At 65.4% G+C, this 23,669-nt stretch carries 21 protein-coding genes; 11 read left to right on the top strand and 10 right to left on the bottom strand.

Annotated features, from left to right (window positions below):
- The first annotated feature begins 19 nt into the window (after positions 1-19).
- Positions 20-1,000 carry a DUF4105 domain-containing protein gene (locus GY937_17135; protein ID MCP5058430.1) on the top strand — a complete coding sequence of 327 codons (981 nt, stop codon included), beginning with the start codon at positions 20-22 and terminating at the stop codon, positions 998-1,000.
- A gap of 12 nt (positions 1,001-1,012) precedes the next feature.
- Here GY937_17135 and GY937_17130 read toward each other — a convergent pair whose 3' ends face one another.
- The 3 genes from GY937_17130 to GY937_17120 all read right to left on the bottom strand — a co-directional run bounded on the left by GY937_17130 (position 1,013) and on the right by GY937_17120 (position 3,775).
- Positions 1,013-2,257: a hypothetical protein gene (locus GY937_17130; GenBank protein ID MCP5058429.1), complete on the bottom strand. Its 1,245-nt coding sequence runs from the start codon at positions 2,255-2,257 to the stop codon at positions 1,013-1,015.
- An 89-nt stretch (positions 2,258-2,346) separates the two neighbouring features.
- Positions 2,347-2,952 carry a hypothetical protein gene (locus GY937_17125; GenBank protein ID MCP5058428.1) on the bottom strand — a complete coding sequence of 202 codons (606 nt, stop codon included), beginning with the start codon at positions 2,950-2,952 and terminating at the stop codon, positions 2,347-2,349.
- A 145-nt stretch (positions 2,953-3,097) separates the two neighbouring features.
- On the bottom strand, positions 3,098-3,775 hold the full coding sequence (locus GY937_17120) for a hypothetical protein (GenBank protein ID MCP5058427.1): 678 nt from the start codon (positions 3,773-3,775) through the stop codon (positions 3,098-3,100).
- An 89-nt stretch (positions 3,776-3,864) separates the two neighbouring features.
- On the opposite strand from GY937_17120, the gene GY937_17115 reads away from it, so the two are divergent.
- Positions 3,865-4,125, top strand: a complete 261-nt coding sequence (locus GY937_17115) for a DUF4404 family protein (GenBank protein MCP5058426.1) — start codon at positions 3,865-3,867, stop codon at positions 4,123-4,125.
- 57 nt (positions 4,126-4,182) lie between these two features.
- Here the strand turns inward: GY937_17115 and GY937_17110 are convergent, their stop codons facing one another.
- The 3 genes from GY937_17110 to GY937_17100 all read right to left on the bottom strand — a co-directional run bounded on the left by GY937_17110 (position 4,183) and on the right by GY937_17100 (position 7,193).
- Complete coding sequence (locus GY937_17110; protein ID MCP5058425.1) at positions 4,183-4,851, bottom strand: TIGR00153 family protein; 669 nt, start codon at positions 4,849-4,851, stop codon at positions 4,183-4,185.
- Between the two features lie 9 nt (positions 4,852-4,860).
- Positions 4,861-6,057, bottom strand: coding sequence for an inorganic phosphate transporter (locus GY937_17105; GenBank protein MCP5058424.1), 1,197 nt, complete (start codon positions 6,055-6,057; stop codon positions 4,861-4,863).
- 143 nt (positions 6,058-6,200) lie between these two features.
- Positions 6,201-7,193 carry a phosphotransferase family protein gene (locus GY937_17100; protein ID MCP5058423.1) on the bottom strand — a complete coding sequence of 331 codons (993 nt, stop codon included), beginning with the start codon at positions 7,191-7,193 and terminating at the stop codon, positions 6,201-6,203.
- Between the two features lie 277 nt (positions 7,194-7,470).
- On the opposite strand from GY937_17100, the gene GY937_17095 reads away from it, so the two are divergent.
- From GY937_17095 to GY937_17075, 5 genes are all read left to right on the top strand, one after another.
- Positions 7,471-7,962 carry a VOC family protein gene (locus GY937_17095; protein MCP5058422.1) on the top strand — a complete coding sequence of 164 codons (492 nt, stop codon included), beginning with the start codon at positions 7,471-7,473 and terminating at the stop codon, positions 7,960-7,962.
- The gene (locus GY937_17090) at positions 7,943-9,085 is read left to right on the top strand and encodes a DUF1214 domain-containing protein (protein MCP5058421.1); all 1,143 of its coding nucleotides are present in this window, start codon (positions 7,943-7,945) and stop codon (positions 9,083-9,085) included. Before GY937_17095 ends, GY937_17090 begins: the two co-directional genes overlap by 20 nt.
- Complete coding sequence (locus GY937_17085) at positions 9,082-9,675, top strand: 2-hydroxychromene-2-carboxylate isomerase (GenBank protein MCP5058420.1); 594 nt, start codon at positions 9,082-9,084, stop codon at positions 9,673-9,675. Before GY937_17090 ends, GY937_17085 begins: the two co-directional genes overlap by 4 nt.
- A 141-nt stretch (positions 9,676-9,816) precedes the next feature.
- The gene (gene tkt / locus GY937_17080) at positions 9,817-11,829 is read left to right on the top strand and encodes a transketolase (GenBank protein MCP5058419.1); all 2,013 of its coding nucleotides are present in this window, start codon (positions 9,817-9,819) and stop codon (positions 11,827-11,829) included.
- 10 nt (positions 11,830-11,839) lie between these two features.
- Positions 11,840-12,154 (top strand): hypothetical protein, encoded by a 315-nt coding sequence (locus tag GY937_17075; GenBank protein MCP5058418.1) that lies wholly within the window; start codon positions 11,840-11,842, stop codon positions 12,152-12,154.
- Between the two features lie 19 nt (positions 12,155-12,173).
- On the opposite strand, the gene GY937_17070 is transcribed toward GY937_17075, so the two are convergent.
- Together GY937_17070 and dnaE are read right to left on the bottom strand one after the other, a co-directional pair.
- Entirely contained in the window at positions 12,174-14,714 is a 2,541-nt protein-coding gene (locus tag GY937_17070; GenBank protein ID MCP5058417.1) for a hypothetical protein, read from the bottom strand.
- Between the two features lie 118 nt (positions 14,715-14,832).
- Positions 14,833-17,973, bottom strand: a complete 3,141-nt coding sequence (dnaE, locus tag GY937_17065) for a DNA polymerase III subunit alpha (protein MCP5058416.1) — start codon at positions 17,971-17,973, stop codon at positions 14,833-14,835.
- 74 nt (positions 17,974-18,047) lie between these two features.
- Between dnaE and GY937_17060 the strand changes: the two genes are divergently transcribed.
- Together GY937_17060 and GY937_17055 are read left to right on the top strand one after the other, a co-directional pair.
- Entirely contained in the window at positions 18,048-18,422 is a 375-nt protein-coding gene (locus GY937_17060; protein ID MCP5058415.1) for a response regulator, read from the top strand.
- Positions 18,419-19,357 (top strand): NAD(P)-binding protein, encoded by a 939-nt coding sequence (locus GY937_17055; GenBank protein ID MCP5058414.1) that lies wholly within the window; start codon positions 18,419-18,421, stop codon positions 19,355-19,357. Before GY937_17060 ends, GY937_17055 begins: the two co-directional genes overlap by 4 nt.
- Here the strand turns inward: GY937_17055 and GY937_17050 are convergent.
- Positions 19,354-21,189: a M3 family oligoendopeptidase gene (locus GY937_17050; GenBank protein MCP5058413.1), complete on the bottom strand. Its 1,836-nt coding sequence runs from the start codon at positions 21,187-21,189 to the stop codon at positions 19,354-19,356. The genes GY937_17055 and GY937_17050 overlap by 4 nt on opposite strands.
- Between GY937_17050 and GY937_17045 the strand changes: the two genes are divergently transcribed.
- Positions 21,174-22,463, top strand: a complete 1,290-nt coding sequence (locus tag GY937_17045; GenBank protein MCP5058412.1) for a DNA polymerase IV — start codon at positions 21,174-21,176, stop codon at positions 22,461-22,463. The two genes, GY937_17050 and GY937_17045, sit on opposite strands and share 16 nt — an antisense overlap.
- On the opposite strand, the gene GY937_17040 is transcribed toward GY937_17045, so the two are convergent.
- The gene (locus GY937_17040; GenBank protein ID MCP5058411.1) at positions 22,432-22,962 is read right to left on the bottom strand and encodes an isoprenylcysteine carboxylmethyltransferase family protein; all 531 of its coding nucleotides are present in this window, start codon (positions 22,960-22,962) and stop codon (positions 22,432-22,434) included. The genes GY937_17045 and GY937_17040 overlap by 32 nt on opposite strands.
- A gap of 140 nt (positions 22,963-23,102) precedes the next feature.
- Between GY937_17040 and GY937_17035 the strand changes: the two genes are divergently transcribed.
- On the top strand, positions 23,103-23,534 hold the full coding sequence (locus GY937_17035) for a PaaI family thioesterase (GenBank protein ID MCP5058410.1): 432 nt from the start codon (positions 23,103-23,105) through the stop codon (positions 23,532-23,534).
- The last annotated feature ends 135 nt before the right edge of the window (positions 23,535-23,669 follow it).

Raw genomic sequence — 23,669 nt, 5'->3', positions numbered from 1 at the left:
CGTATGCTTGAATCACCGGATGCGACTCATACGTATCCTGATCGGCGCAGCGGTTGCGCTCGCGATTCTTTGGGGTGGCGCTGCAGTATGGTTCGATGGCCCCACGTCCCGGCCGGCCGCGGGCGGGCTCGCCCTGGGCTTCGTCGTGCTGTCGCTCGGCCTGCTGCTCCGTGTCCGGCCTGCCGTGCGCGGCCTCGCTGGCTTCGGGCTGCTCTTCCTGCTGGTCCTTTTCTGGTGGGGCTCACTCGAGCCCAGCAACGATCGGGTCTGGACCGCCGATGTGGCGCACCCGGCCACTGTGAGTTTCGACGGCGATCGGGCGACGATCCAGAACGTCCGCAACTTTCGTTTCCGCAGTGAGACGGACTTCGATCCGGTCTGGGAGGAGCGCACGATCGACCTCTCCAAGGTCACGGGGATCGACTTCTACCTGATCTATTGGGGCTCACCGCTGATCGCTCATACTATCGTCAGCTGGACCTTCGAAGACGGACCGCCTCTGGCGATTTCCATCGAGACCCGCAAGGAAGCCGACGAGAGCTACTCTGCCGTGCTCGGGTTCTTCCGCCAGTTCGAGCTCTACTACGTCGTGGCCGACGAGCGAGACGTGATCGGCCTTCGTACCCACCATCGGGGGGAGGATGTGTACCTGTATCGGCTCCAGACGTCGGCGAAAGCCGCGCGCGCACTGCTCGTCGATTATCTGGAGACGATCGATCGCCTTGCTCAGCAGCCGCGCTGGTACAACGCGGCAAGCCACAACTGCACCACGACCATCCGTCGCCATGTCCAACATCTGGCGGCAGACAGGCCGTTCGACTGGCGCATCCTCGTGAACGGCCGCCTCGACGAGCTCGGCTACGAGCGGGGCACCGTCGATACGAGCCTTCCCTTCGACGAGCTTCGACGTGTCAGTGCGATTTCCGCCCGGGCCCAGACTTCGCCGATCGACGCCGGCTTCTCCGCCAGGATTCGCGACGGCCTACCGGGCGGCCGGTAGGGGAGGTTCTTCTCATGGTTTCGGCTCTGGGGATGCGCCCAGGGAGACGAGCCGTGCGAGCAACACCGCCGGGTAGAAGGTTCCGATCAGCGCTCCGAGGGTGGCCAGGCTTTCGGCGATGGGCGTGGCGGGCCGGATCTCGCCGAAGCCGGTCGTCGTGAGCGTCATGAAGCCGAAGTAGGTGTGGCCGAGGCTGCCCCCCGAGACGCCGCCGGGGAAATAGATCGCACCCGGATGGAACAACTCCACGAGGCGGAACGATGCGCCCAGGGAGAAGCCCAACATCAAGTAGGCAGCGAGGGAAGCGAACAAGACCTCGCGTGTGACGTTGCGCTCACGCGCAAGCCAGTTGACCAGGGCCCCCGTTGCGACCAGGAAGAACCCGACCTCTCCGACCAGTCCCATGCGTGCAACAGGGTTGCCCGACTCTCCGGGCCAGAGGCCGCCTAGCATGGCAATTCCGCCAAGTCCCCATGCGATCCAGGCAACGATCCCTCGGCTCCCCGTGGCGTAGAGGGCGCCGAGCAACTGTACGAAGAGCAGTGCTCCGAGCCCGAAGCCCCCGAAGGGGCTTGCCTGGATCAAGGGCATGCTGAGTAGCGTCCCGACCAGCAGCAGCGCTAGCAGCCGGTAGCGGCCGCCGAATCGCTCGCCCGCGGCGGGCGCCGGTGCGAAGACGCGCGTGTTTCCTTGCGTTGCCAGCTCGACGATGCGTGCCACGATGACCGCCGGGTAGAGGATGCCGAGCACCGCTTCGAGGGATACCAGCGTCTGGGCAAGCGGGTGCACGGGGGTGACGTCGCCGTAGCCCAGGGTCGTGATCGTGACGAGGCTGAAGTACAGAAGCCGGCCGAAATCCCGCGCCTCTCCCGCATCCTCACCTAGCGAGAACGCGCCGGGCAAGACGCGCTCGATTCCCGCGTAGATCGCGGCAAAGGTGATGGCGGCCAGCAGGTAGGCACAGATCGAGCCCACCACCACGTCCTTGTCCGCGTGTTCTGCATGCACCGCCCGGTCGATCACTGCCCAGGTTGCCACCAGGAACAGCGGGATGTGATACCAGGAGCCAGCGGCTGCGGCCCAGCGCTCCTCGAAGCCGAGAAGGCCAACGAGGATCGGCGCCACGAGCAGTACGGCCAGCGCTCGCGGAATGCGTCGCGGGTCGAGCGCCCAGACGAGAGCGCCGATGAAGACGAGCCCTAGCGGGCCCATCACGGCGTCTTCGAGAGCCGTACCGTTTACCGTCGCATGGCCCACCAACAAGGCGAGCAGCGAAGCGCCGAGCAGCCGCCACCGCCAGGCCCCGAGAGGTCCGGCTGTCGGCCCCGCAGCTTTGTCGGAAAGCGCTACGGGATCAGCCCGTCGTTCTCGAGCCGCTTGCCCGCCGCTTCCACGATACCTTGGATCATCCCGTCCACCTGCGAGGGGTTCAGTGTCTCGCTCACGCCGCTCCAGAGGAGCTTGCCTTTGGCCACGTTGTACAGGCTGGTCTCCACCTTGACGTAGGTGTCTCTTCGGTAGTAACCCGGGTCGTAGATGGGGACGCCCACGCGGCCGTAGTGGCCGTAGTAGCCGCCCGCGTAGTAGCTGGTCGTGCCAGGAACGTAGGTTTCCCTCTCGTTGACGTTGACCAGCCGCACGGTGACGGCGCCATCCATCCCGTGCTCCTCCAGTGCCGCCCGCATCCGGTCCACATTCCCCCGATCCTCCTGGCTCACAAGGGAGTACGCCGGCATCACATTGGAGCGGCTCATCGAGGCGACGAGTGCGTCCTCTACGATGCGCTGCTGCGACTCCCTGCTCACGATCGCGATGGCGACCACGTGCTCGAACTGGAGATCCGAGGCCTTCAGGTCCGATGCCTTCCAGCTCTCCAGCATACGGGTCGTCGAGCAGCCGAGGGTCAGCAGGAGACCTAGAAACAGGGCGATGACTGAGGTCGGGGTGCGCACGTGAAATCCTCCTGGCCCGCAGTGTAGGCGCGTCCGGGCTGGTTCGCCCTGCCGGCTCCTCCGTGGGCTCCAACGCGGGAGCCTGGGGTCTTGACCAGCCTGCGAAGTGCGTTGCCGCATGGCTTCGGAGGCCGATTCTCTGGAGCTATGGCTGCAGCGCGGCCTCGAGTTTTCCGGCCGCGGCATCGATGAAGCTGGCCAGGGCCACGTTCGGGTTGTTGTAGGGGTTCTTGGCGTCGCTCGTGTAGATGTTGACGGCACGGGTCGAGGCGTAGTTCTCCCTGAAGGACGTGACGAGTTCTCCTGACGCGTCCTTCAGCTCGAAATCGACCGTCATTCGAACGGCCGTACCGGTCGTCGGGCCGCCAAAGATCGTGTACGCGCCCAGGGTGAAGAAACTCAAGGCCACGTGGAATGGGATGAACGTCGGTACCCAGTTCTTCTCGAAACGGAACCGGCGAACCGTGCCCGAGAGCGTGTAGCCTTCGAAATCGGAGGCACCGCGCTCGGCCTCGCCGACCGTCGCGAAGATGTTCGATTGATCGAGACCGGCAATCAGGAGCTCTCTCCACTTTGCCCGATCGTGAAAGGTCGTCAGGGTGTCCTCGTCGAACTCGAATCGCTCCACGAGAAGCGCCGCCTCGCTCGCTCGCTCGTGCTTCGGGATCGGGAGGACGCCCGTCTGACGGGACAGGGCGAACGAGGTGCAGCCGGCGAGCGGAAGGCTCAGGCACAGAAGAATCGAGATGAAGCGTCGGATGATCCTGGGTCCTCCCGGGGACAGCAGGCTGGCGACCCTGCCACTCCGATTGGGGGTGAGCACTTCCGCGGTACGGCTATCCTAGGGGTCTGTAGAGAGTTCTCAATTCGGGTTCCATCCCGTGACGCACATGGGTCGAGGAGCGAGGTACTTTGAGTCAAGATGATCTGAAAAAGGCGGTTCGAAAGCTCGAGCAAGAGCTGCACCAGACCGAGGACCTCGATCCCGACCTCCGGGCTCGTCTGGCGGAGGTGGGGCGCGAAATCGATGAGGCGCTTGGCGAAGAGTTTTCCGGCGGCGACGGGCTGGGAGAGAAGCTCCGGGATCTGTTGCTCGCCCTCGAGACGAGCCATCCGACCCTTACGACCACCGTGGACGCGATCACGCGGCAGCTGAGTCGCCTCGGCATCTAGGCTGGGGCCAGGCGAGAAGGCGCCCCCGGTTTCTGTCAGGGACGTTCCGAGGGTCGCCTAACTTGCGATCAGCAAGCGGAGGCGGTTGCCGACCCGCTCGGCGTAGTCAGCCAGGTCCGCGATCCACAGGATCGTCTGGTGCCAATAGACGGTGCTGATTCCGAGTTCGTCTTCCATGGCGAAGAGCGTGCGCGCGGCACGGTCCTGCAAAACGTCGGTGTCGGTTTCGATGCGGCCGAGCTCGCCGATCATCTCTTCGACCCGCGCCACCTCCCGGTCACCGAAGCCGGTCTCGACCAGTTCGTCGAGTTCGTCGATGATCCGTTGGCCCTGCTCGCAGGCCGCCACGACCCGCGTGGCCAGCTCGCGGAAGGGTCCGGCAAGCGCTTCGGGGAGATGCATGTTTCGCTGATCCGCCAGCTCGGCGATATCCTGGGTGACGTCGGCGATCGAATCCTGCTGGTCGAGGATGTCGAGCATGTCCCGTCGCTCCATGGCCATCATCAGGCGGCGGGGCATATGACTGCGGATCTCGTGCTTGATGTCATCTGCCTCGTGTTCGAGCCGGTCGATCTCGGCACGGCAACGGCGAACGGCTTCCTGGTCACCGGACGCCATGGCCTCCACGAGCGGTACGATCTGTCGGGCGCAGGCGACAGCAGCCTCCATATGCTTCTGCATCGGGCCAATCGGCGAGCGGCCCACGAGTTTGTCGATCCAGGACACGTCGCCTCCTTACGGGCTCAGCAAGCCCTTGAAGAAATAGAAGAAGAAGATGGCCAGCCCGGCGGCGATCGGCAGGGTCGCCACCCACGACACGACGATGTGTCCGACGATGCGCATATCGATGGCGCCGATGCCACGAGCCAGGCCGACACCCAACACAGCCCCCACGAGGGTGTGTGTGGTCGAGACCGGAATGCCCAAACGCGAGGCCAGGACGATGGTGGTCGCGGCCGCCAGCTCTGCCGCGAAACCGCGGCTGGGCGTGAGCTCGGTGATCTTCTTGCCCACCGTCTCCATGACCTTGTAGCCCCAGGTTGCCAACCCGAGCACGATTCCGAGGCCGCCGATGGCCAACATCCAGGGCTGCACCGGGGCCTTCCGGGCAACTTCGGTGGCGCCATCGAGCGAGCTGACGACGGCCGCCAGAGGGCCGATGGCGTTGGCGACGTCGTTGGAGCCGTGGGCAAACGCGACCGCACAAGCCGTGAGGATCTGAAGGACGACGAATACCTTTTCCGTCTGGCTGAACCGGTCCTCGGCGTTCCCCGGACGGTTCTGGACCCGCCGCAGCACCACGGTGCCAAACGCCATTCCCACCAGGCCAAGGACGACGGACGCGCCGATCGCCTGGGGAAGATCGAGGTCGAGGCTGAGATTCTTCAGGCCCTTGAACAGGGTGACGAGGCCGATGATGAAGAACACGTAGAAGAAGAAGAACGGGCCGACACGCCGAACTTGACTTGCGGGATCTTCGCGGTCGAGGACGAGGGCCCGGAGAATCTGGAAGGTGAAGAAAGCCAGAACGCCGGAGAGCAGCGGCGAGGTCAGCCAGCTCGCGACGATTTGTCCGACCTTTCCCCAATTCACGGCCTCGGGCCCGATGGCAACGGTGCCGAAGCCGACGATCGCGCCGACGATGGAATGGGTGGTCGAGACGGGCAGTCCGAGCCGGGTTGCGCCGAGCAGCAGGGTTCCCGCCGAGGCGAGGGCGGCCAACATGCCATAACGGAGGTGATCGCTCGAGATCAGATCCAGATCGAGCATTCCCTTGCGGACCGTGTCGGTGACATGCCCGCCGGCCAGGAACGCGCCGCTGAACTCGAGCACACCGGCGACCACGATGGCACCGGCAATTGTCAACGCGCCCGAGCCGACGCTCGTGCCCATGGCATTGGCCACGTCGTTGGCGCCGATCGCCCACGCCATGTAGAGCGCAAGCGTGCCGGCCAGCAGGATTTCCGGCGCGATTCCGAACGGCAAGGACGGCTCCTCCCCAGATGGGCGGCGCCAATTGTGACCAGCTTTCCTGGAGATGTCACCCGGCGCGAACGAGTACGAGTCGGCGCGAACTAGGCTGTGGCAATGCGGGTCAGCGCGCGCTCGAACAGACCGAGGGTCTGGTGGTGGAGCAGGTCTCCAATCTCCTTCGGCGCCTTCCCGGCGAAGGCGCGCGCATGACTGCCCTCCAGGATGATGCCGAGCTTGTAGCAGGCCAGGACTTCGTACCAGACGATGCCATCGAGGCAGCGATCCGTGCCCTGGCGGTATTGCGCGATCAGCTCGTCGGCGCTCGGGAACCCCTCCCAAGGCTGGACGCTGACGACCCCACTTGCGAGTTGCCCCGGGTCTGGCCAGGTGGCGAGCATCCAACCCAGATCGAGCAGCGGATCACCGACGGTGGAGAGCTCCCAATCGACGATGGCCAGAAGCTCCGGGCCCTCCAGCTCGAAGAGCACATTGGCCAGATGGTAGTCGCCGTGCAAGATGCCGGGCCTCCAATCGGTGGGCTTGTGGCGTTCGAGCCAGTCGGCGACCCGTTCGACCCCAGGGATTTCCGGGCCCGGGTATCCGGGAAGCTCCGCGTAGCTCGCGAGTTGTTGCTGCCAACGCGGAACCTGCCGCTCGATGAAACCTTCCGGTCGCCCGAAGCCCTCGAGCCCGACCTTCACGAAATCAATCCGGCCGAGGGCCGCAATGCCATCCACCATCGACAGGCCCATTCGATGGCGGATGGCCGCACTCTCCGCGTGAAGCGCGGGCAGGCCCGCTGGCGCCTGAAAGCCGTCGATCGGTTCCATCAAGTAGAAGGCTGCGCCGAGGACATCCTCCTCGGAGCACGCCGCGATCAACGCCGGATGGGGGACCTCCGAGCCCGCGAGTGCTCCCAGCACGCGGGCTTCCCGGCGCATCGTCTCATCGCTGTTCCGGCGCTTGTGAAGCGGGGGCCGCCGCAGCACGAAGGCGTCGTTTCCGCGGCGGAAGCGCAGCAGGATGTTCTGGGTTCCGCCGCCCAGGGCTTCCACGTCTTCGATCGGCCCCGATGCGAGTCCCTGCGCGTCCATCCAGGCACGCAGCACCTCGAGATCGACTCCGGGAATGGCTGCGGGCTGGTTCAAGCTGGGTGCCTCCTTGGCGGGGGTGACTTCCTCGCCGAGACGCAACATCCAGCATCGCGCCGCTTGCTTCAAGCTCTGGCATCCGAGCCATCGAGTTGAACTGGCCCCGCGGGGGTGCAGTTCTTCGGTTGATCCCGAACCCGCGGGAGCGCTTCTGATGCGGTCGCTTTCCCGTGGCGGCTTCCATTTTTTTGGCGCGATAGACTGCCGGTCGGGAGGAGTCATGGGAATCGAAGTCAACGGCATCGCACATTTCCAGCTGACGGTGAAGGATCCTGACCGCTGCATTCCATTCTGGGAATCGCTCTGTCACTTCCTGGAGATGAAGACGCTGTTCAAGGGCGAAGACGTCGTCTATTGCATCGGAAGCCGCACGGGCATCCTGGTGCGAGGCGCGCCGCCGGAGAAACGCGACGTGGCCTTCGATCAGGACCGTCCCGGTCTTCATCACCTGTGCTTCCGCGCACGGCAGCGCGAAGACGTGGATGCCATCTTCGCCTTCGTTCAGGGCGAACTCTCCGCGAAGATCGTTCACGGACCGGAAGAGAGCGGATTTGCTCCGGGCTACTATTCGATCCTGTTCGAGGATCCGGATGGAATTCGGGTCGAGGTGAACTTTGTTCCGGGCAAGGGGCACCTCGGCAGTGACGGGCGGTCCAAAGGAGGCGGGGAAGGCGTGGCGAGCGAGCATGGAAATGAAGGAACGGATTCGTGAGCACACCATGACGGACGATCCCATCGAGAAAGTCGAGAGCGGCGAAGCCTGGATCGAGTTCTGCGACTTGCTCAAGAAGGCCGGCGACGTTCTGCAACGGGACGATCTTCGCGCTTCTACCTTCGATCGCGGGGAAGGCCTTCGGTACCTGAGTCGGCTGCTCCGAGCCGGGCTGGTGTCCTTTGCGGAAGGCACGGGCCCCCGTCACCCGGAGTTCCGGGCGCTTCCTGAGCTCGTGAAGATGGGGCTCGACAACCCGGACAACTACTACCTCTCTGCGTCGGTGAACGGCCGTCACCGCTACCGCATCCGCGGCCAACGAGGAACGATCCACTATCTGGGCTTCGCTGCCCAGAACCAGAACTTCGCGAAACGCGATCGCATCACCGGCGGGGTCGGCCATCTGAACGATTCCGAGCTGAAGCTGGACGAGGACGGCCGCTTCGAGATTCTCGCTTCCCAGGAGCCGCCGGAAGATGCCGGCGTAGGGTGGTTGCAGATGGGGCCGGATACGACCCAGGTTCTCGTCCGGCAGACCTTCCTCGATCGGGCGAGGGAAAGACCGGTCGCGTTGGAGATCGAGTGCCTGGACGAGGACGAGCCTCCGGCGCCCCTCGACCCGAGCCGTGTGCCGGGCCAGTTGATGGGTTCTGCACTGTACGCGATGGGCTGCGCCCAATGGTTTGCGGATTGGGTCGTCGGGTTCCTGGAGAAGGCGCCGGTGAATGCCTTTCATCTGCCGGACAAGGAAAACCACCGCTTCGTCGGTGGGGATCCGAACATCGTGATCCCACTGGGCTATTGGCGCCTGGGCCCGGACGAGGCGCTCGTCATCGAGGCGCCGGTACCGGCCTGCCACTACTGGAATTTCCAGCTCGGCAACGTCTGGGCCGAATCCCTCGACCACCAGAACCGCCGGGTGCATCTGAACAGCGGCGACGCGGTGGTAGAGGACGACGGTCGCGTCGAGATCGTCGTAGCGGCAGAGGATCCCGGCCACCCGAACTGGATCGACACTGCGGGCCATGACCACGGGATCATGGGCTTCCGATGGGTGCTGGCGGATGCGCACCCGATCCCGACGACGCGTGTCGTCGCTCTCGACAGTCTGAGGAAGGGATGATGGCCCGTCTCGAGTTCTTCTTCGACTACGGCAGCCCGTACAGCTACATGGCGGATACGCAGCTCCCCGGGCTGAAGGAGCGCGCCGCTTGTGAGCTGGTCTATCGTCCGATGTTGTTAGGCGGGGTGTTCAAGGCGACTGGCAACCAATCGCCAGCCATGGAGCCGATCGAGGCCAAGCGCAACTACGGGCGGGTAGAGATGCACCGCTTCGTGGCTCACTACGGCATCCCGTTCGAGGCGAACCCAGCCTTCCCGATCAATACTCTGCTGCTGATGCGCACGGCGCAGGCTGCGATGGCTGCTGGGGTGTTCCCGGCTTTTCATGGGGCGGTCTATCCGGCTTTCTGGGCAGGCCGGGTGGATCTCGGCCAACCTGAAGAAATCGTCCGGGTCGCGAACGGCGCCGGATTGGACGGGGCGGCCCTGCTGGCCGCCGCCGCGGATCCGGAGGTCAAGGCTTCCCTCCGAGCGACCACCGAGGAGGCGATCGAGCGAGGGGCCTTCGGGGCACCCACGTTCTTCGTCGGAGACGAGATGTTCTTCGGCGCGGATCGCCTGCCTTTCGTGGAGGCCGCTCTTCGGGCCTAGGCCAGGCTGCGGTCGATTGCGCCGGTAGCCGGTGCGCAAACGACGTTCCATTCCCTCCACGTTTCGGGGCAGTTGCAAACCCGTTACCCTCGCGCCGTCTCTCCGAAGCCCTCCATCGCGGCCTCGGAACCCGGAGGATTGATGGCGACGGAGCTTTCCCCCGCGCTTCGCGAGCAGATCGAGAACACGATTCGCGGCCTGACCATCGATGCGGTGGCGGCAGCCGGGATCGGGCATCTGGGTGCGGCCATGGGCCTCGCCAGGCCCGTATTCCAGCTTTGGGATCGGCATCTGCGCTTCGATCCCCAGGATCCGGATTGGCCGCTGCGCGATCGCTTCGTGCTCTCCGGTGGCCACGCCTCGATGTTGCTCTACTCGCTCCTGCACTTGTTCGGCTTCGAGCTTCCTTTCGAGGAGATCAAGAACTTCCGCAAGCTCGGCTCGATGACGCCGGGCCACCCGGAATATGGAGATACGCCGGGCGTCGAGGTGACCACAGGTCCCCTCGGCCAGGGGCTCGCCAACGCGGTAGGGATGGCGATCGCCGGGCGTGCGACCCGTTCCCGCTACGGCGTCGGTAGCGAGGGGCCTGGGCAGCACGTCGTGGTGGCCGTGGCCGGCGACGGCGACATGATGGAGGGCATCTCCTACGAGGCGTCTTCCCTGGCCGGGCACCTCGGGCTCGGCAACCTCGTCGTCCTCTACGACGACAACCAGGTCACGATCGATGGCCCCACGGACATCACGTTCACCGAGAACGTACGCGGGCGCTTCGAGGCCCAGGGTTGGCATGTCCAGGAGGTCGATGGCGAGGATGTCGACGCCTTCGACGTCGCCTTCGAGGCGGCGCGGAGCGAGTCTGGACGGCCCTCCCTGTTGATCACCCGCACGGTCATCGGCCATGGCAGCCCGAACTGGGCCGGCCTCTCCAAGGCCCACGGGGGTCCGTTCAAGGACGGCGAAGATCGCCTGACGAAGGAGAATCTGGGGATTCCCCTGGAGCCGACCTTCCACGTGGCTTCGGAAGTGCGCGCGTACATGGACGAGCGAGCGAAGGCGAAGACGGAGGCAAGGCGCGAGGCCGACGTGGGTTTCGAGGCCTGGCAGGCCAGTCATCCGGAGCGTTTCGCCGCCTGGCAGGCAGCTCGCGAGCGCAAGCTGCCCGAAGACTTCGAGGCCCGCCTTCTCGAGGGGTTCGAGGGCGAGACCAATGCCACGCGGGTTCACTCCGGTGCGGTGATCCAACGCCTCGTCGAGGCCGCGCCGATCTGGCTCGGAGGCTCCGCCGATCTCGCGGGTTCGAACAACACGACCATCAAGGATTCGGGTTTCGTCGGGCAGGGCGAGGATCCCTTTGCCGGTGCCAACCTCCACTTCGGTGTGCGCGAGCACGCCATGGGCGCGATCACCAACGGAATCGCCTTGGATGGCACGTTCCTGCCGTTTTCTGGGACCTTCATGGTCTTCAGCGACTACATGCGCCCCTCGGTGCGTCTGGCGGCGTTGATGGGCATCCCCTCGACGTTCGTGTTCACCCACGATTCGATCTTCGTTGGTGAGGACGGGCCGACCCACCAGCCAGTCGAGCATGTGGACGCCCTTCGGTCGATTCCCGGGCTCACGGTCTTTCGTCCGGCCGATGGCATCGAGGTCGCGATGGCCTGGGCCTACCAGGCTCGCAATGCGAGTGGCCCCATGGCGCTGGCCTTGTCCCGCCAGAAGGTCGCGGCGCTGAAGCGTGAGGCGCCTTTCGAGCCCCGCGACGTCTGGAAGGGTGGCTACGTCGTTCGTGAGCCCGAAGCAGGGCTCGACCTGGTCTTGCTGGCCTCCGGTTCAGAGGTCGCGCTGGCAAGCGAGGCGGCTTCGATGCTCGGTACGGATGGCATCCGAGCGCGGGTCGTTTCCATCCCTTGTGCCGAGCTCCTTGCCGAGCAGGACGATGCCTATCAGGACCGCCTGGTTCCCGAGGACGTTCCGGTGGTCGCCGTCGAGGCGGGAATCGGCGAAGGCTTGCGCCGTTGGGTCGGCCGACGGGGCCTCGTGCACGGCATGAAGGGCTTCGGCAAGTCCGCCTCCTACCAGGCGCTCGAGGAGCATTTTGGATTCACCGCGCCGAAGCTGGTTGCGGCGGTCCGGGAGCACCTGAACCGCTGAAGGGCCAGCAGTGATGATCGAACCCGGGATCCTGTGGCAAGTTGGATGGGGCGCCGTAGCCGCCCTCGTCGGCGGTTGGCTGGTCGTTTCTTTTCTGCCAGCCGGCCGCGCGAAGGCGCTACTCGCGCGACTGACAGCGGTGGCCATGTACGTGGCCTTCCTATGCCTGTTCACGACGGGCTTCGTGCGGGCCGAGGGGATGGTCGGCACGATCGGCTTCGGCTTCCTGGTCGGCTTGTTTCTCGCCGGGCTGCTGGTGAGCCTCTGGAAGGGAGCCCGTGAACTCCTGGGCGGAGACGGGAGCGGCGAGCACGCTGTCCACTGACCGCGCGCCCGCCGCCTGATCAGGGAATCGGTACCGCCGTCAGGGTGACGAGGGCCTTGTGTCCGTCGCCGCCGATGTCGCGGGAACCCGCGCCCGGGTAGCTGCCCGCCGTGAAGTTGTTGTCGATCGTGTCGTTCTTCCCGAATCGGATCGCCACCTCGTCGCCGGTGATCGCTGGGAAGACCTCGTTCGAGTCCGAGTGGGCTCTCATGTCGAACCGGAAGTTGAGCTGGATGGCGGCGTTTCCGGTTCCGACCAGCTGGGTGGCGTTGGAGCCGCTGAACTCGACGTTGGAGTCGAAGGCGCTCCCCGACACGGGATGATGAAGCGACGTCACGTTGGGATTGAAGTCGAAAGTCCCTTGCGGGATGCCATCCACGAGGATCTGGCCTTGCACCGCTGACTGGAACTGGGCGGTGCCTCCGCCGTCCCCGAAGACGTTGCTCTCGTCGTAGATCGTATACGCCCCCAGGATCGAGTGATCGATGTCGAGGGTCCACTGCTCACCGACGACACCGACGATGTCGAAGTTCACCCGGTACTCGTTCTGCGCCCGCCAGGTCTGATCGTTGAGGGTGCAGCCAGAATCGGCGCCGAGCATGCCCTTGAGGTTGGCCTTGACCGTGTTGCCAAGGGCCAGGGCCGATACGCGTCGGCGGAATTCGCCGATCCAGCACCCGCCGTCGTGATAGCCCTCGACCAGGATGCTCTGATCGGTCACGGAGACGTTCTGGATTCCGCTGGTGGGAACGACCACGAGGTCGGCGAAGACACCGAGGAATGTCCCCATGCGGGAGATCTCGACCGTCGCGATGTCCATCCCGAGGAGGGACGGGAAGGGGAAGGCCCCGAGCGCATCGCCTAGCGTGTCGGCCATGAGCGGGAAGATCGCCTGCATGGTGGCGACGAGCGGGCCTTCATTCGTACCGACTTCGTTGGTTACGATCGTCACGTCGATCGACGCGCCCGGCGGTACGACGGCGAGGAAGGAGAGACCACCTCCTGCCAGATCCAGATTGATGCCCAGATTTACATCGACCTGCATCGAGACCGGGATGTCTCCACTCGGCGCATGGACGAGGTCGATCTGCAAGGCGGAGAGTGCGAGTTCAGCAAGCTCGCCGCCCGGGCCCGGGTTTCCGGTGAAGACCGGCGCCATCTGCGGGCGCAAATGGATTTCGAAGGGGTCGGTCCCGGGGTAGATGCCGAGCAACTCGGGGACGAAGGCCGCCATGGTCGTGGTGGTGAGGGGCAGGATGAAGCCACCGAGATCGATTTCCGTCAGGTCGGCAATCATCAGACCGCCTTCGATCTGGGCTTTCAGCAGCTGGTTCATGGCCGTGCTGGAAATGCCGAAGGCCATGCCGTAGGGCAGGCCGCCCACCGGCGTGGTGGCAGCGAAGGTCGGGAAGGTCTCGGTGAGGCCGAGAGAGCCCGGTAGGTCCGGGGCTTCCGCGTGGAAGTCGCCCTGAGAGATGTCCGCATCGACGATGAGCGTTAGGCCATCGACGTCCTCGTTGATCTGGTCGATCGGGGCGTTGAAGGTGCCGCCGAGGCCCGCTCCGAGGGGGCCGGCGATGTCGATGCCGGCAAGCGCGGTCTGGATGGCTTCGGCAAGCGGCGAATCCTGCGGCCCGACGCCGTCCGGATCCCCGAGGCTCGTCTCGAAGCCGTCCTGGACGAGAGTCTGAAGCTGGCTCGGTCCCATGATCAGGTTCACGATGTCGCCGATGATCGGGTCGTTGCAGATGCCCGAGACGAATTGCGAGTTGAAGCCGCTGAGCACGACTCCCGTGGGCGTGACCAGGTTGACATCGACCTGCGACGGGGTGCCGGCCAGTGGCTGCAAATCGTAGCCGCCCGTGATGTCGGTCGTGGCGGAGGAGATTTCGAGGGTGCAGGAGCCCAGGAATCCCAACTCGAGATCCAGCTCGACGAAGAAATCGTCGATCGTGATCGTCAAGTCGATCTGGTCCGTGACGGAGGCCGCTGTCATCCCGAATCCACCGAAGCCGACCTCGACAGCGTTGGCGGTGTAGTTGATGCCGGCCATCGAACCCTGCGCGATCGGGTTCTGGCCGGTGATCAGGTCGGAGACATCGAGGGAGTCGGAGGAGAGGCTCTCGATGACGGGTGTGATCTGTGCGAGGCCGGTGTTGGCGATTCGCATGCCGACGGCCTGGGAAGAAAGGGAACCGTCCGCGACGAAGTGGGTGTTGATGTCGTCGACCGCGACGATCGTGACGCGGCGACGGATGAAGACGGTGCCCTTCGAGAACTCGGCGATGATCGGGTTGAAGATCTGGCCGGGATCGATGGGCACGGTCACGTCGACCGTGCCGATGTTCGGCGCGCCGACGACGGGTGTGCCGTTGATCGTGATGTCGGCGCCGGTGGCCCTGGCGACATCGAGCGTGACGATGACGCTGGTACCGGACACGAAGTCGCCCTGAGCGGGCGACAGGATCTGGATGTTCGCGGGGGGGCCCGAGGGGGGGCAGCCGAGGAGGGCTGTCGCAGCGAGCAGGCAGACGAACAGGTGTTTTGTGCGCAGAATCATGGTGAGGCTCCCCCAGATAGAGCGCGCATTTTACCAATCGGTAAGTCAATTGAAAGAGAATTTTGGGTCCCACAGGGCGAAAGCGAGTCGAATTGGAACACTGAGTCCAATCGGACCACTAGTGGTAGTCGTGGGAGCCGTAGCCCGTTTCGTGCCCCCCATGGGAGTTTGCGCTGGATGGCGTGGCCAGAGGCCGAATGCTCCCCACCTTCACATGGATGACCCCGTCGATGTTCTGGACCACACCGGCCACCTCGAGGAGTGGTGAGGCGTGGAGGGGAATGCGCAGCCGGGCGAAGACATCCGGGGTGAGGACCGCATTGGACATGCCGGTCTCGTCCTCGAGCGTGAGGAAACAGAAGCCTTTCGCCGAGCCGGGCCGCTGGCGAACGATCACATGCCCCGCCGTGCGCACGAAACGCCCGTTCGGCAGTTCGCCCAGGGCTCGGGCGGGGAGCACGCCGCGGGCGCCGAGTTCCGCACGTAGGTGGCCCATGACATGGGGGCCGGTCGTGAGCCCGGTGGTGCGGTAGTCCGCCAATGTGGTTTCGAGGGGCGTGAACTCGGCGAGCGGGGAGGGCGCCTCGCTTCCGGGTGGCTTCGTCCCCGCAAACAGCGATTGGGGATCGCGCTCCACCGCGGCCACCTGCCAGATCGCCGACCGTCGCGTCGGTGCCGTCGGGTCGATCGACGCCAGGGCGCCGGATTCGGCCAACCCATCGATCTCGTTCCGCTTCGGCGCCACCCGCTTCGCAAAATCGGCCAGCCCCGCAAACGCCCCATTCGCCCGTTCCGCGACGATCCGCTGCCCCGTTTCTCTCGAAAGCCCCGCTACGAAACGCAACCCGACGCAACAGCGGGGACGCTCCTGTTGTGTCGGTTCGAGGGTGCACTTCCAGTGGGAGCGGGCGACGTCGATGGGGAGGATCTCGACGCCATGGCGCTGGGCGTCCTTGACCAGGGTGGCGGGGTTGTAGAAGCCCATGGGCCAGGCATTGAGCATGCCGACCAGGAAAGCCGCCGGGTGATGGGCGCGAAGGTAGGCGGAGGCGTAGGCGATCAGGGCGAAGGAGGCCGAGTGGGATTCGGGGAAGCCATACAGGGCGAACGAAGTGATGCCGCGAATGATCTCCTCCTGGGCCTCGCCGCGAATGCCCCGCGCCTCCATGCCACTGCGCAGGCGGGCTTCGATCTGGACCATGCGCTCGGCAGAGCGCTTGAAGCCCATGGCCCGGCGCAGTTCTTCGGCCTCGCCGCCGGTGAAGCCCGAGGCTTCCATCGCCAGCCGCAGCAGTTGCTCCTGGAAGATGGGCACGCCGAGGGTGCGCTTCAGGATCGGTTCGAGTGAAGGATGGGGATAGGTCACGGGTTCGCGGCCGGCGCGTCGGTTCAGATAGGGATGCACCATCTTCCCGACGATCGGGCCCGGTCGGATGATCGCGATCTCTACGACCAGATCATAGAAGCACCTGGGCTTCATACGCGGCAGCGTCGCCATCTGGGCGCGGCTCTCGATCTGGAAGACGCCCACCGTATCCGCCTTCTGGATCATGTCATAGGTGAGCGGATCGTCGGGTGGGAGGTGGGCGAGGTCGATCTCCACGCCCTCGTACTCGCGGATCAAGGGGATCGTCTGTTCGAGGGCGTCGAGCATGCCGAGGCCCAATAGATCGATCTTGATGATCCCGAGGTCGGCCAGGTCGTCTTTGTCCCATTGCACGACCCGCCGCCCCGGCATGGCCGCGGGCTCGATGGGGACCACCTCGTCGAGTCGATCGTGGGCGATCACCAGTCCCCCGGTGTGCTGGCCCAGGTGTCGCGGCAGCCCCTGCATCTGCTCGGAGAGCTCGAGCAGCAGCTGGATGCGTGGTGAAGCCGGGTCGACGCCAGCCTCCCGCAACATGGCTCGCGAATCATCCGCGTCTTCGCGGAAATGGAACTGGCGAAGCTTCTTTGCCAGCCGGTCGAGGAAATCCATCTCCATGCCCAGCACCTTGCCGATTTCCCGGAAGGCGGAGCGGGTCCGGTAGGAGATGACGGTTGCCGTCATCCCCACGCCGTGGGGACCGTACTTCTCGTAGACGTATTGGATTGCCTTTTCGCGCTGATCACCGGAGGGCAGGTCGAGGTCGATATCCGGCCACTCGCCGCGCTCTTCGGAGAGAAAGCGCTCGAAGAGAAGCTCCATGCCGACGGGATCCACGGCCGTGATGGCCAGCGCATAACAAACCGCACTATTCGCCGCCGAGCCGCGCCCCTGGCAGAGGATTCCCTGCTCCCGGGCGAAGCGTGCAATATCCCAGACGATCAGGAAGTACCCGTCCAGTTCGAGCTTCCCGATCACCGAGAGTTCGTGCTCGATCTGCGCGTGTGCGCGCTGCGGCAAGGGGCTTCCGTAGCGTTCCCGCGCACCGGCGAAGGTGAGCTTGCGCAGCCAGGAGCGCTGGCACTCGCCTTCGGGTGTGGGGTAGGTGGGGAATCGGTAGCCCAGATCCTCGAAGGTGAACCCGCAGCGCTCGGCCGTCTCGTGGGCCGTGCGTAGCCATTCGGGGCGATCGGCGAAGCGCGCTGCCATCTGTGCCGGGGTGCGCAACGTGCGTTCACCGTTCGGGAGGAGCCGCCGGCCCGCCTTGTCGAGCGTGGTCTTCTCGCGCAGGCAAGTGAACGCATCGAGCAGCCTCCGGCCCTCGGGCCGCGCTACCCGCACGTCGCCCCAGGCGGCGATGGGGACGCCACAACTCTCTGCCACCGCCGTCGCAAAGCGGTTGCCTCCCTCGAGTGACCGGTCGAGGGCTCGCCCCACGCCGAGGGCGAGATGGCCTGGGCCAAAGATGCTGTGCAAGCGGTCGAGCCGCGTCGGGGTGAGTGAGCCGGTTGCTGGCACCAGGGCCGTGAGCCCGCCGGTATGGGCTTCGAGTTCCTCCCAGCTGGCATGGGCCTCGCCCTTGGGTGCGTTCTCCTGGGCGACGGTCAACAGCCGTGAGAGGTTGCGGTAGCCCTGGCGGGTCTCGGCGAGGAGCACCAGTGGCCCGCCGGCAGCCTGGGCAAGTTCGGCCCCGACGATGGCGCGCAGCCCGGCGCCATGGGCAGCCGCGTGGAAGCGAGGCGCGCCATACAGGCCATCCCGATCGGCCAAGGCGAGTACGCCGTGGCCCAGCTCCGCCGCGCGAAGGGCGAGATCTTCCGGATTCGAGGCGCCCTCGAGGAAAGAAAACGCGCTGCGACACCGCAGCTCGACATAGGGGGGTGTGTCGGGCAAGAGTTCCGATTTTCGTGTTTTGTTCGCCTTCAGTCAAGTGTTTCCAGGCCACGGATTTGCGCCATCCTCCAGGGGTGGATGACGCCCCGCTCGCACTCGTCGTCGATGACGAGCCGATCGTTCTGCGCCTCGTTGCTCGGATCTTCGAGCGGAGTGGAGCCGACGTGCATGCTGCGGAGGATGGCGCCTCCGCGATCGCATGGTTGAAGGCGGCCCACCGTTCCGTGGACCAGGCGCTGATCGATGCCACCATTCCTCCCGATGGCGCTGCCCCTGTCATCGAGGCGCTTCGGGCCCACGATCCTTCCGCGGCCATCGTCCTGAGCAGCGGCAAGCCCCTTCAGGCCGATCATCAACGTCTGCTCGAGACGGTTGGTGCTGTCTACCTCGCCAAGCCGTTCGGGCCCCAGGCACTGCTCAACGCCGTCGAGGCCGCGCGTCGGACGTGACACGGATCCTCGTCATCGGTGCTGGGGCGGCGGGTCTCGCCGCTGCACGGCGGCTGCGGGTTCTGGGCCGAGATGTCGAGGTGATCGAGGCCGCTACGCGGACCGGGGGGTACCTCGCAAAGCAGCCGCTTTGTGTCGTCGACCCGGAAGCCCAGTCTCTCCTGGCAGGGCTGTGCCTCGAGAAACCACTGCTGACCACGGTCGTTCAAGAAGATCTCCCGCAAGCGCCTGAAGCGCGAGATGCGGCCCCGGGATGGCGCCGGCAAGCGGCACGTTGGCGCGAAGCCTTCAGATCAACCAAGAACCACGCGCAAGAACCCCAAGGCCCGCTTGTCACGCCGCCGGAGTTGGCGACGGGCCCTGCCGTCGTCGACGCCCTGGCAAACGGGATTCCGATCCGGTTTGGATGGGAAGTCATCGACGTCGCTGCCACCGAAGCGACCGCGACGGTCCGCTATGTCGCACCGAGTGGCGAGCGTACGACCCTGGCGGACGGCGTGATCGTCAGTATGCCACTCGGGAAGCCCGAACAGGGTGGCCGGCACATGACCGTGTTCTTCGAGAGCACGGGCACCGATCCGAGCGACGGGCCAATCGCTCTACACAATGTTCCGGACGCGGATTCCGGTGCGACGAGCGTGTGGATGCTTCAGGTGGAAGGGCATGCGACGACGCGCATCGATCTTTCCGATGAGACATCCGACCAGTGGTGGGATCTCCCGGATGAGGAAGTCGGGACGAGCCTCTGGGATCTCCTGCCGTCGGCTCTTTCCCTGGCGGGAAGTCGGCCGTCGGTGCACCGCTTCATCGTCCCGGGTTCTCCTGGCCGGGAACGTCCCCAGGAGGGGCCTCGCATCGTCCACTCCGACGCCTCGAGCCCGGGCCTTGTCTGTGCTCTGGCCGCCGGGCTCGATGCCGCCGAGAGGTTGATCTAGCGAGAAGCCCCGGCGAGTTCCTCTGCTTCGCTCAACATCTCTTCGAGCAGGGCCAGGCCGCCCTGCCAGAAGGCCGGATCCGTGATGTCGAGGCCTACCCGGGCGAGGAGTTCCGGGGGCGATGCGGATCCCCCGGCGCGCAGCAGTTCGAGATAACGCGGCACGAAGGCCTCTCCTTCCTCGTCGTAGTGCCGGACGAGGGCGAGTACGAGCAACTCCCCGAAGGCGTAGGCGTAGCAGTAGAAGGGCGAGTGCACGAAGTGGGGGATGTAGAGCCACCACCATGCGTAGTCGTCCGTGAGCGTGATCGCATCGCCTAGCATCGCTGCGTTGGCCGCGAGCCAGAGCTCGTTGATGCGCGGAATGGCCAGCTCCCCCTCTTCGCGTCTGGCCGCGTGGAGGGATTCCTCGAAGCGGGTCATGGCCACCTGGCGAAAGACCGTGGCGAATGCGTCCTCGAGCTTGCCGCAGAGAAGCGCCAGCCGGGTCTTCGGGTCGTCTTGCTCCTTCAACAGCCGACGAAAGACCAGCATCTCCCCGAAGACGCTTGCGGTTTCTGCCGTTGTGAGCGGGGTGCTCTGCTCGAAGAGGCCCTGCTCTCGCGCCAGGTGCTGGTGGACGCCATGGCCCAGTTCGTGGGCGACGGTCATCACGTCGCGCAGGTTGCCCGTGTAGTTGAGCAGGACGTAGGGGTGGACTGCGGGGAGCGTCGAAGCGGAAAAGGCCCCGCCGCGCTTGCCTTCGCGGAGTTCTGCATCGATCCAACCCTCGTCGAAGAAGCGTGCAGCGATTCCGGCCATCTCGGGCGAGAAATCAGCGTAGGCCTCCAAGACGATGCGCCGCGCTTCTCCGAAGCTCCGCTCACCCTGAGGCTCACCGATCGGCGCGTACCGGTCGTAGTCTTCGAGCGCTTCGATGCCCAGCAGTTTCGCTTTCAGGCGGTAGTAGCGCTGGACCATCGGGTAGCCGGCCTCGCACGCATCGAGGAGTGCGTGCACGGCCGGTCCTTCGATTTCGTTCGCCAGGTTTCGGGCCTCGATCGGATCTTCGTAGCTGCGCAAACGATCCTGGGTCGCTTTCTCCTGCACGAGTGTGTTGAAGATGAAGGCGAGCACGTGAGAGTGCTCTTTCAAGCCCGCGGTAAGGCCGCGGGCGGCTGCCCGGCGGTGATCCCGGTTCCCGTCATAGAGCAGCGAGAGCACCTCTTCCTCGGAGAGGTCCCGGGTTTCTTCCTCCAGTTCCACGGAGAAACGGGCAGCGCCCAGGATCTCGTCGAAGAGCCGGCTCCAAGCGCGCTCCCCGGTGTTGGCCGTTTCTTCGAGGATGCGTTCCTCGGGCTCGGAGAGAACGTGGGGTCGATAGCGGCGAAGGGATTCGAGCAGGTGTTTGCGCCCTGCAAGCTCCGGCTCCGCCAGTAGCCCGGCAACCCGCTGTTCCTCGACCTCAACCCACTCGAGCTCGAAGAAGAGCAGGTGTTGGCGAATCGCAGTGCCGCGCTCTTGCACGAGCTGCAGGAGAGCGCCGTGGGCGGGGGCCTGGGTATCCCCGGCGAATTGCAGCTGGGCAAAGGATCCGGCCCGGGCGACCGGTTCCTGCAGATCCTCGTAGGCTGCGACCGCTGCGGCCAGATCTGGGGCGGAGAGCGTCGCAATGCCCCCGCGGTAGCGTTTCTCGAACGCACAGGCGGCTTCGAGCGCCGCGGCCAGATCCGCCTCCAACCCTTCGCGGGCCGGTTCGCGGTACAGGTGGGACAGGTCCCAGCGTACGCCCGCTGCGGGCCCGGTTCCGACGGTCGGAGTCGATTCTTCTGTGGTCGATGTGGGATCGCTCATGGCCGGGGACGTTACCTTTCCGTGCTGTGAAGTCCCGCCGGCAGCAAACGATTCTGCACGCCGACATGGATGCGTTCTATGCGTCCATCGAGCAGCGGGATCGGCCCGAGCTGCAAGGCAAGCCCGTCGTGGTGGGTGGCAAGGGGGCTCGCGGTGTGGTGTCGGCTGCCAGCTACGAGGCACGCAAGTTCGGTATCCACTCGGCCATGCCAAGCGCCCAGGCGCTGAAGCTGTGTCCAGAGCTGATCTTCCTCTCCGGTCGCATGTCGGTCTACAGCGCCGAGTCCAAGCGGATCTTCGAGGTCTTCCGCCGTTTCACGCCAGCCGTGGAGGGGCTCTCCCTCGACGAAGCCTTCCTGGACATGACGGGCACCGAGCGGTTGCACGGCCCCGTGGCGGAGGCCGGCGAACGGCTGCGCAAGGAGATTCGCGAGGAAACCGGCCTCGCGGCCTCTGTCGGCATCGCACCCATCAAGATGGTGGCGAAGATCGCCAGCGATTCGGCCAAGCCCGATGGCCTGCTCGAGATCCGGCCGGGCGAGGTCCAGGCCTTCCTCGACCCGCTACCGGTCGGGCGCATCTGGGGTGTCGGGCCGGTGGCGCGCGAACGGTTGGCGCGAATCGGAATCGAGACGATCGGAGATCTTGCACGCGCCGACGGCTCGCGCCTCGAAACCGTTCTGGGGGATTGGGGGTTGCGGGTGGCGCGCCTGGCTCGTGGCGTCGATGTTCGCGAAGTCGAAGCCTATCGGGATGCCGTCTCGATGAGCGAAGAGAACACCTTTGGGCGCGACGTCGCCGACATGCGAACCCTCGAAGCCGCCATTCTCACCCACGCGGAATCCGTGGCGCGAAGGCTGCGACGCTCGGATTCCAAGGCGCGTACGGTTGTCCTGAAGGTGAAGCTCGGTAGGCGGGTCGCTTCGGGGCCTCGCGGCTACCCACTGCTCACCCGTCGCGAAACGCTCGCAGAACCGACGGATGATGGCGGGGAAATTGCGGCGACGGCCAGGCTGCTCCTCGGCCGGACGGAACTCCGCGAACCCGTGCGGCTCATCGGGGTTGGCGCGACGAACCTGGTCTCGCGGCCCGAGCAGCTCTCACTCTTCGATGAGGGCAACGGCCGGGAGAAGCGTTCCCGCCTCAACAAGGCGCTCGACCGGCTGACGGACAAGTACGGCACAAGCGTCGTGCGGCGGGCCGGGCAGAGCGATGTCGAGCGGATGGCGCCCGCCTTGGGAATCAAACGCGGGGAGGACGAGCCGGATCGTTAGGCTCGGACGCGGGCTCGTAGGGCGTGATGCGCGGTAGCCAACGCGGGACGGCTCGTCGGTAGCGTTCGTAGGCCGGGCCGAACCGTTCGACGAGTCCCTTCTCCTCGAAGAGCGGGATGTAGATCGCGTTTCCCAGGAAGAAGGCGGCGAACCAGATCCCGAGCGCCCAGGAGCCCGTGATCAGGGCTTCGCCGACCAGGTTGAAGAGGACGCCGCTGATCATGGGATTACGCACGAAGCGGTAGGGTCCGCGAACCACCAGGGTCTCGGTCGGGTCCCAAGGCGCGAGCGTGCCGTGTCCTTCGCTGCCGAACAGCCGGATCGTCGTGATCATGAGCGTCAGGCCGATTCCGAAGCAGGCAACGGCGAGCATGCCCTGGAGCAGGCCGACGGCCGGCCACGACGCATCGCCCCTCCACCAGAGCAGCAGGGCGGGGATCGTGACGAGCACGTTGAAGGGCAGGGCGAGGATCGCGCGAAGTTCGGCGCCTTTCATCATGCGGGCTCCTTGATGGGGGAGTGTCGGCCGGGCATCTTGGCGATGCCAGCCGCTGCAGCGGGGCTCCTGACGCCCCATGGCGAGAGAGCAATCACCACCGCCCCACCTGGATGGCTGGCCAGAAACGAGATGGAGAGCCGATGAGCGAAGAGAGCAGCGAGGAGCGTGTCGCGAGGCTCAACGAGTTTGCCTCACAAAAGCACCCTGGCATGGTCGGGGTCGAGATCCTGACCTGCAGCAAGGAAGAAGTGACAGGCCAGTTCCGGGTGACGGAAGAAGTGGTAGCGGGAACCGGTTTCCTGTGGGCGCCGGTCGTGATCACCCTGGCCGACTGGCTCTGCGCCGCGGGCATCGGTGAACACCTGGATTTCGAGAAGGCCGGCTTCACGACGATCGAATTGAAGACCAACTTCCTGGGCACGGCCCGCGAGGGCGACCTCGTCTTCGGTCGCGCCCACCCGGTTCATCTCGGGCGAACCACCCAGGTCTGGGATGTCGAAATCAGCAACCAGGCTGCGCAGAAGACGATCGCCTTGTTCCGCTGCACCCAGATGATCCTGGTTCGGTCCTAGCCTGAACTATGCACGAAAGTTGGCTGAGAAGCTGGCTTTCCAATGTTTCAGCGTGCCGCGCGGCGATTGACGCTGACGGATCTCGTTTTGGGTGGTCGATGCCCATTCCGTGGCGCGAATGCGGAGTGTGCTTCG

It is taken from the genome of bacterium (assembly GCA_024228115.1).
In the GTDB taxonomy this organism is placed as follows: domain Bacteria; phylum Myxococcota_A; class UBA9160; order UBA9160; family UBA6930.
Note: the sequence above shows the minus strand (reverse complement) of the source record. Positions and strands in the feature narration are given on the sequence as shown.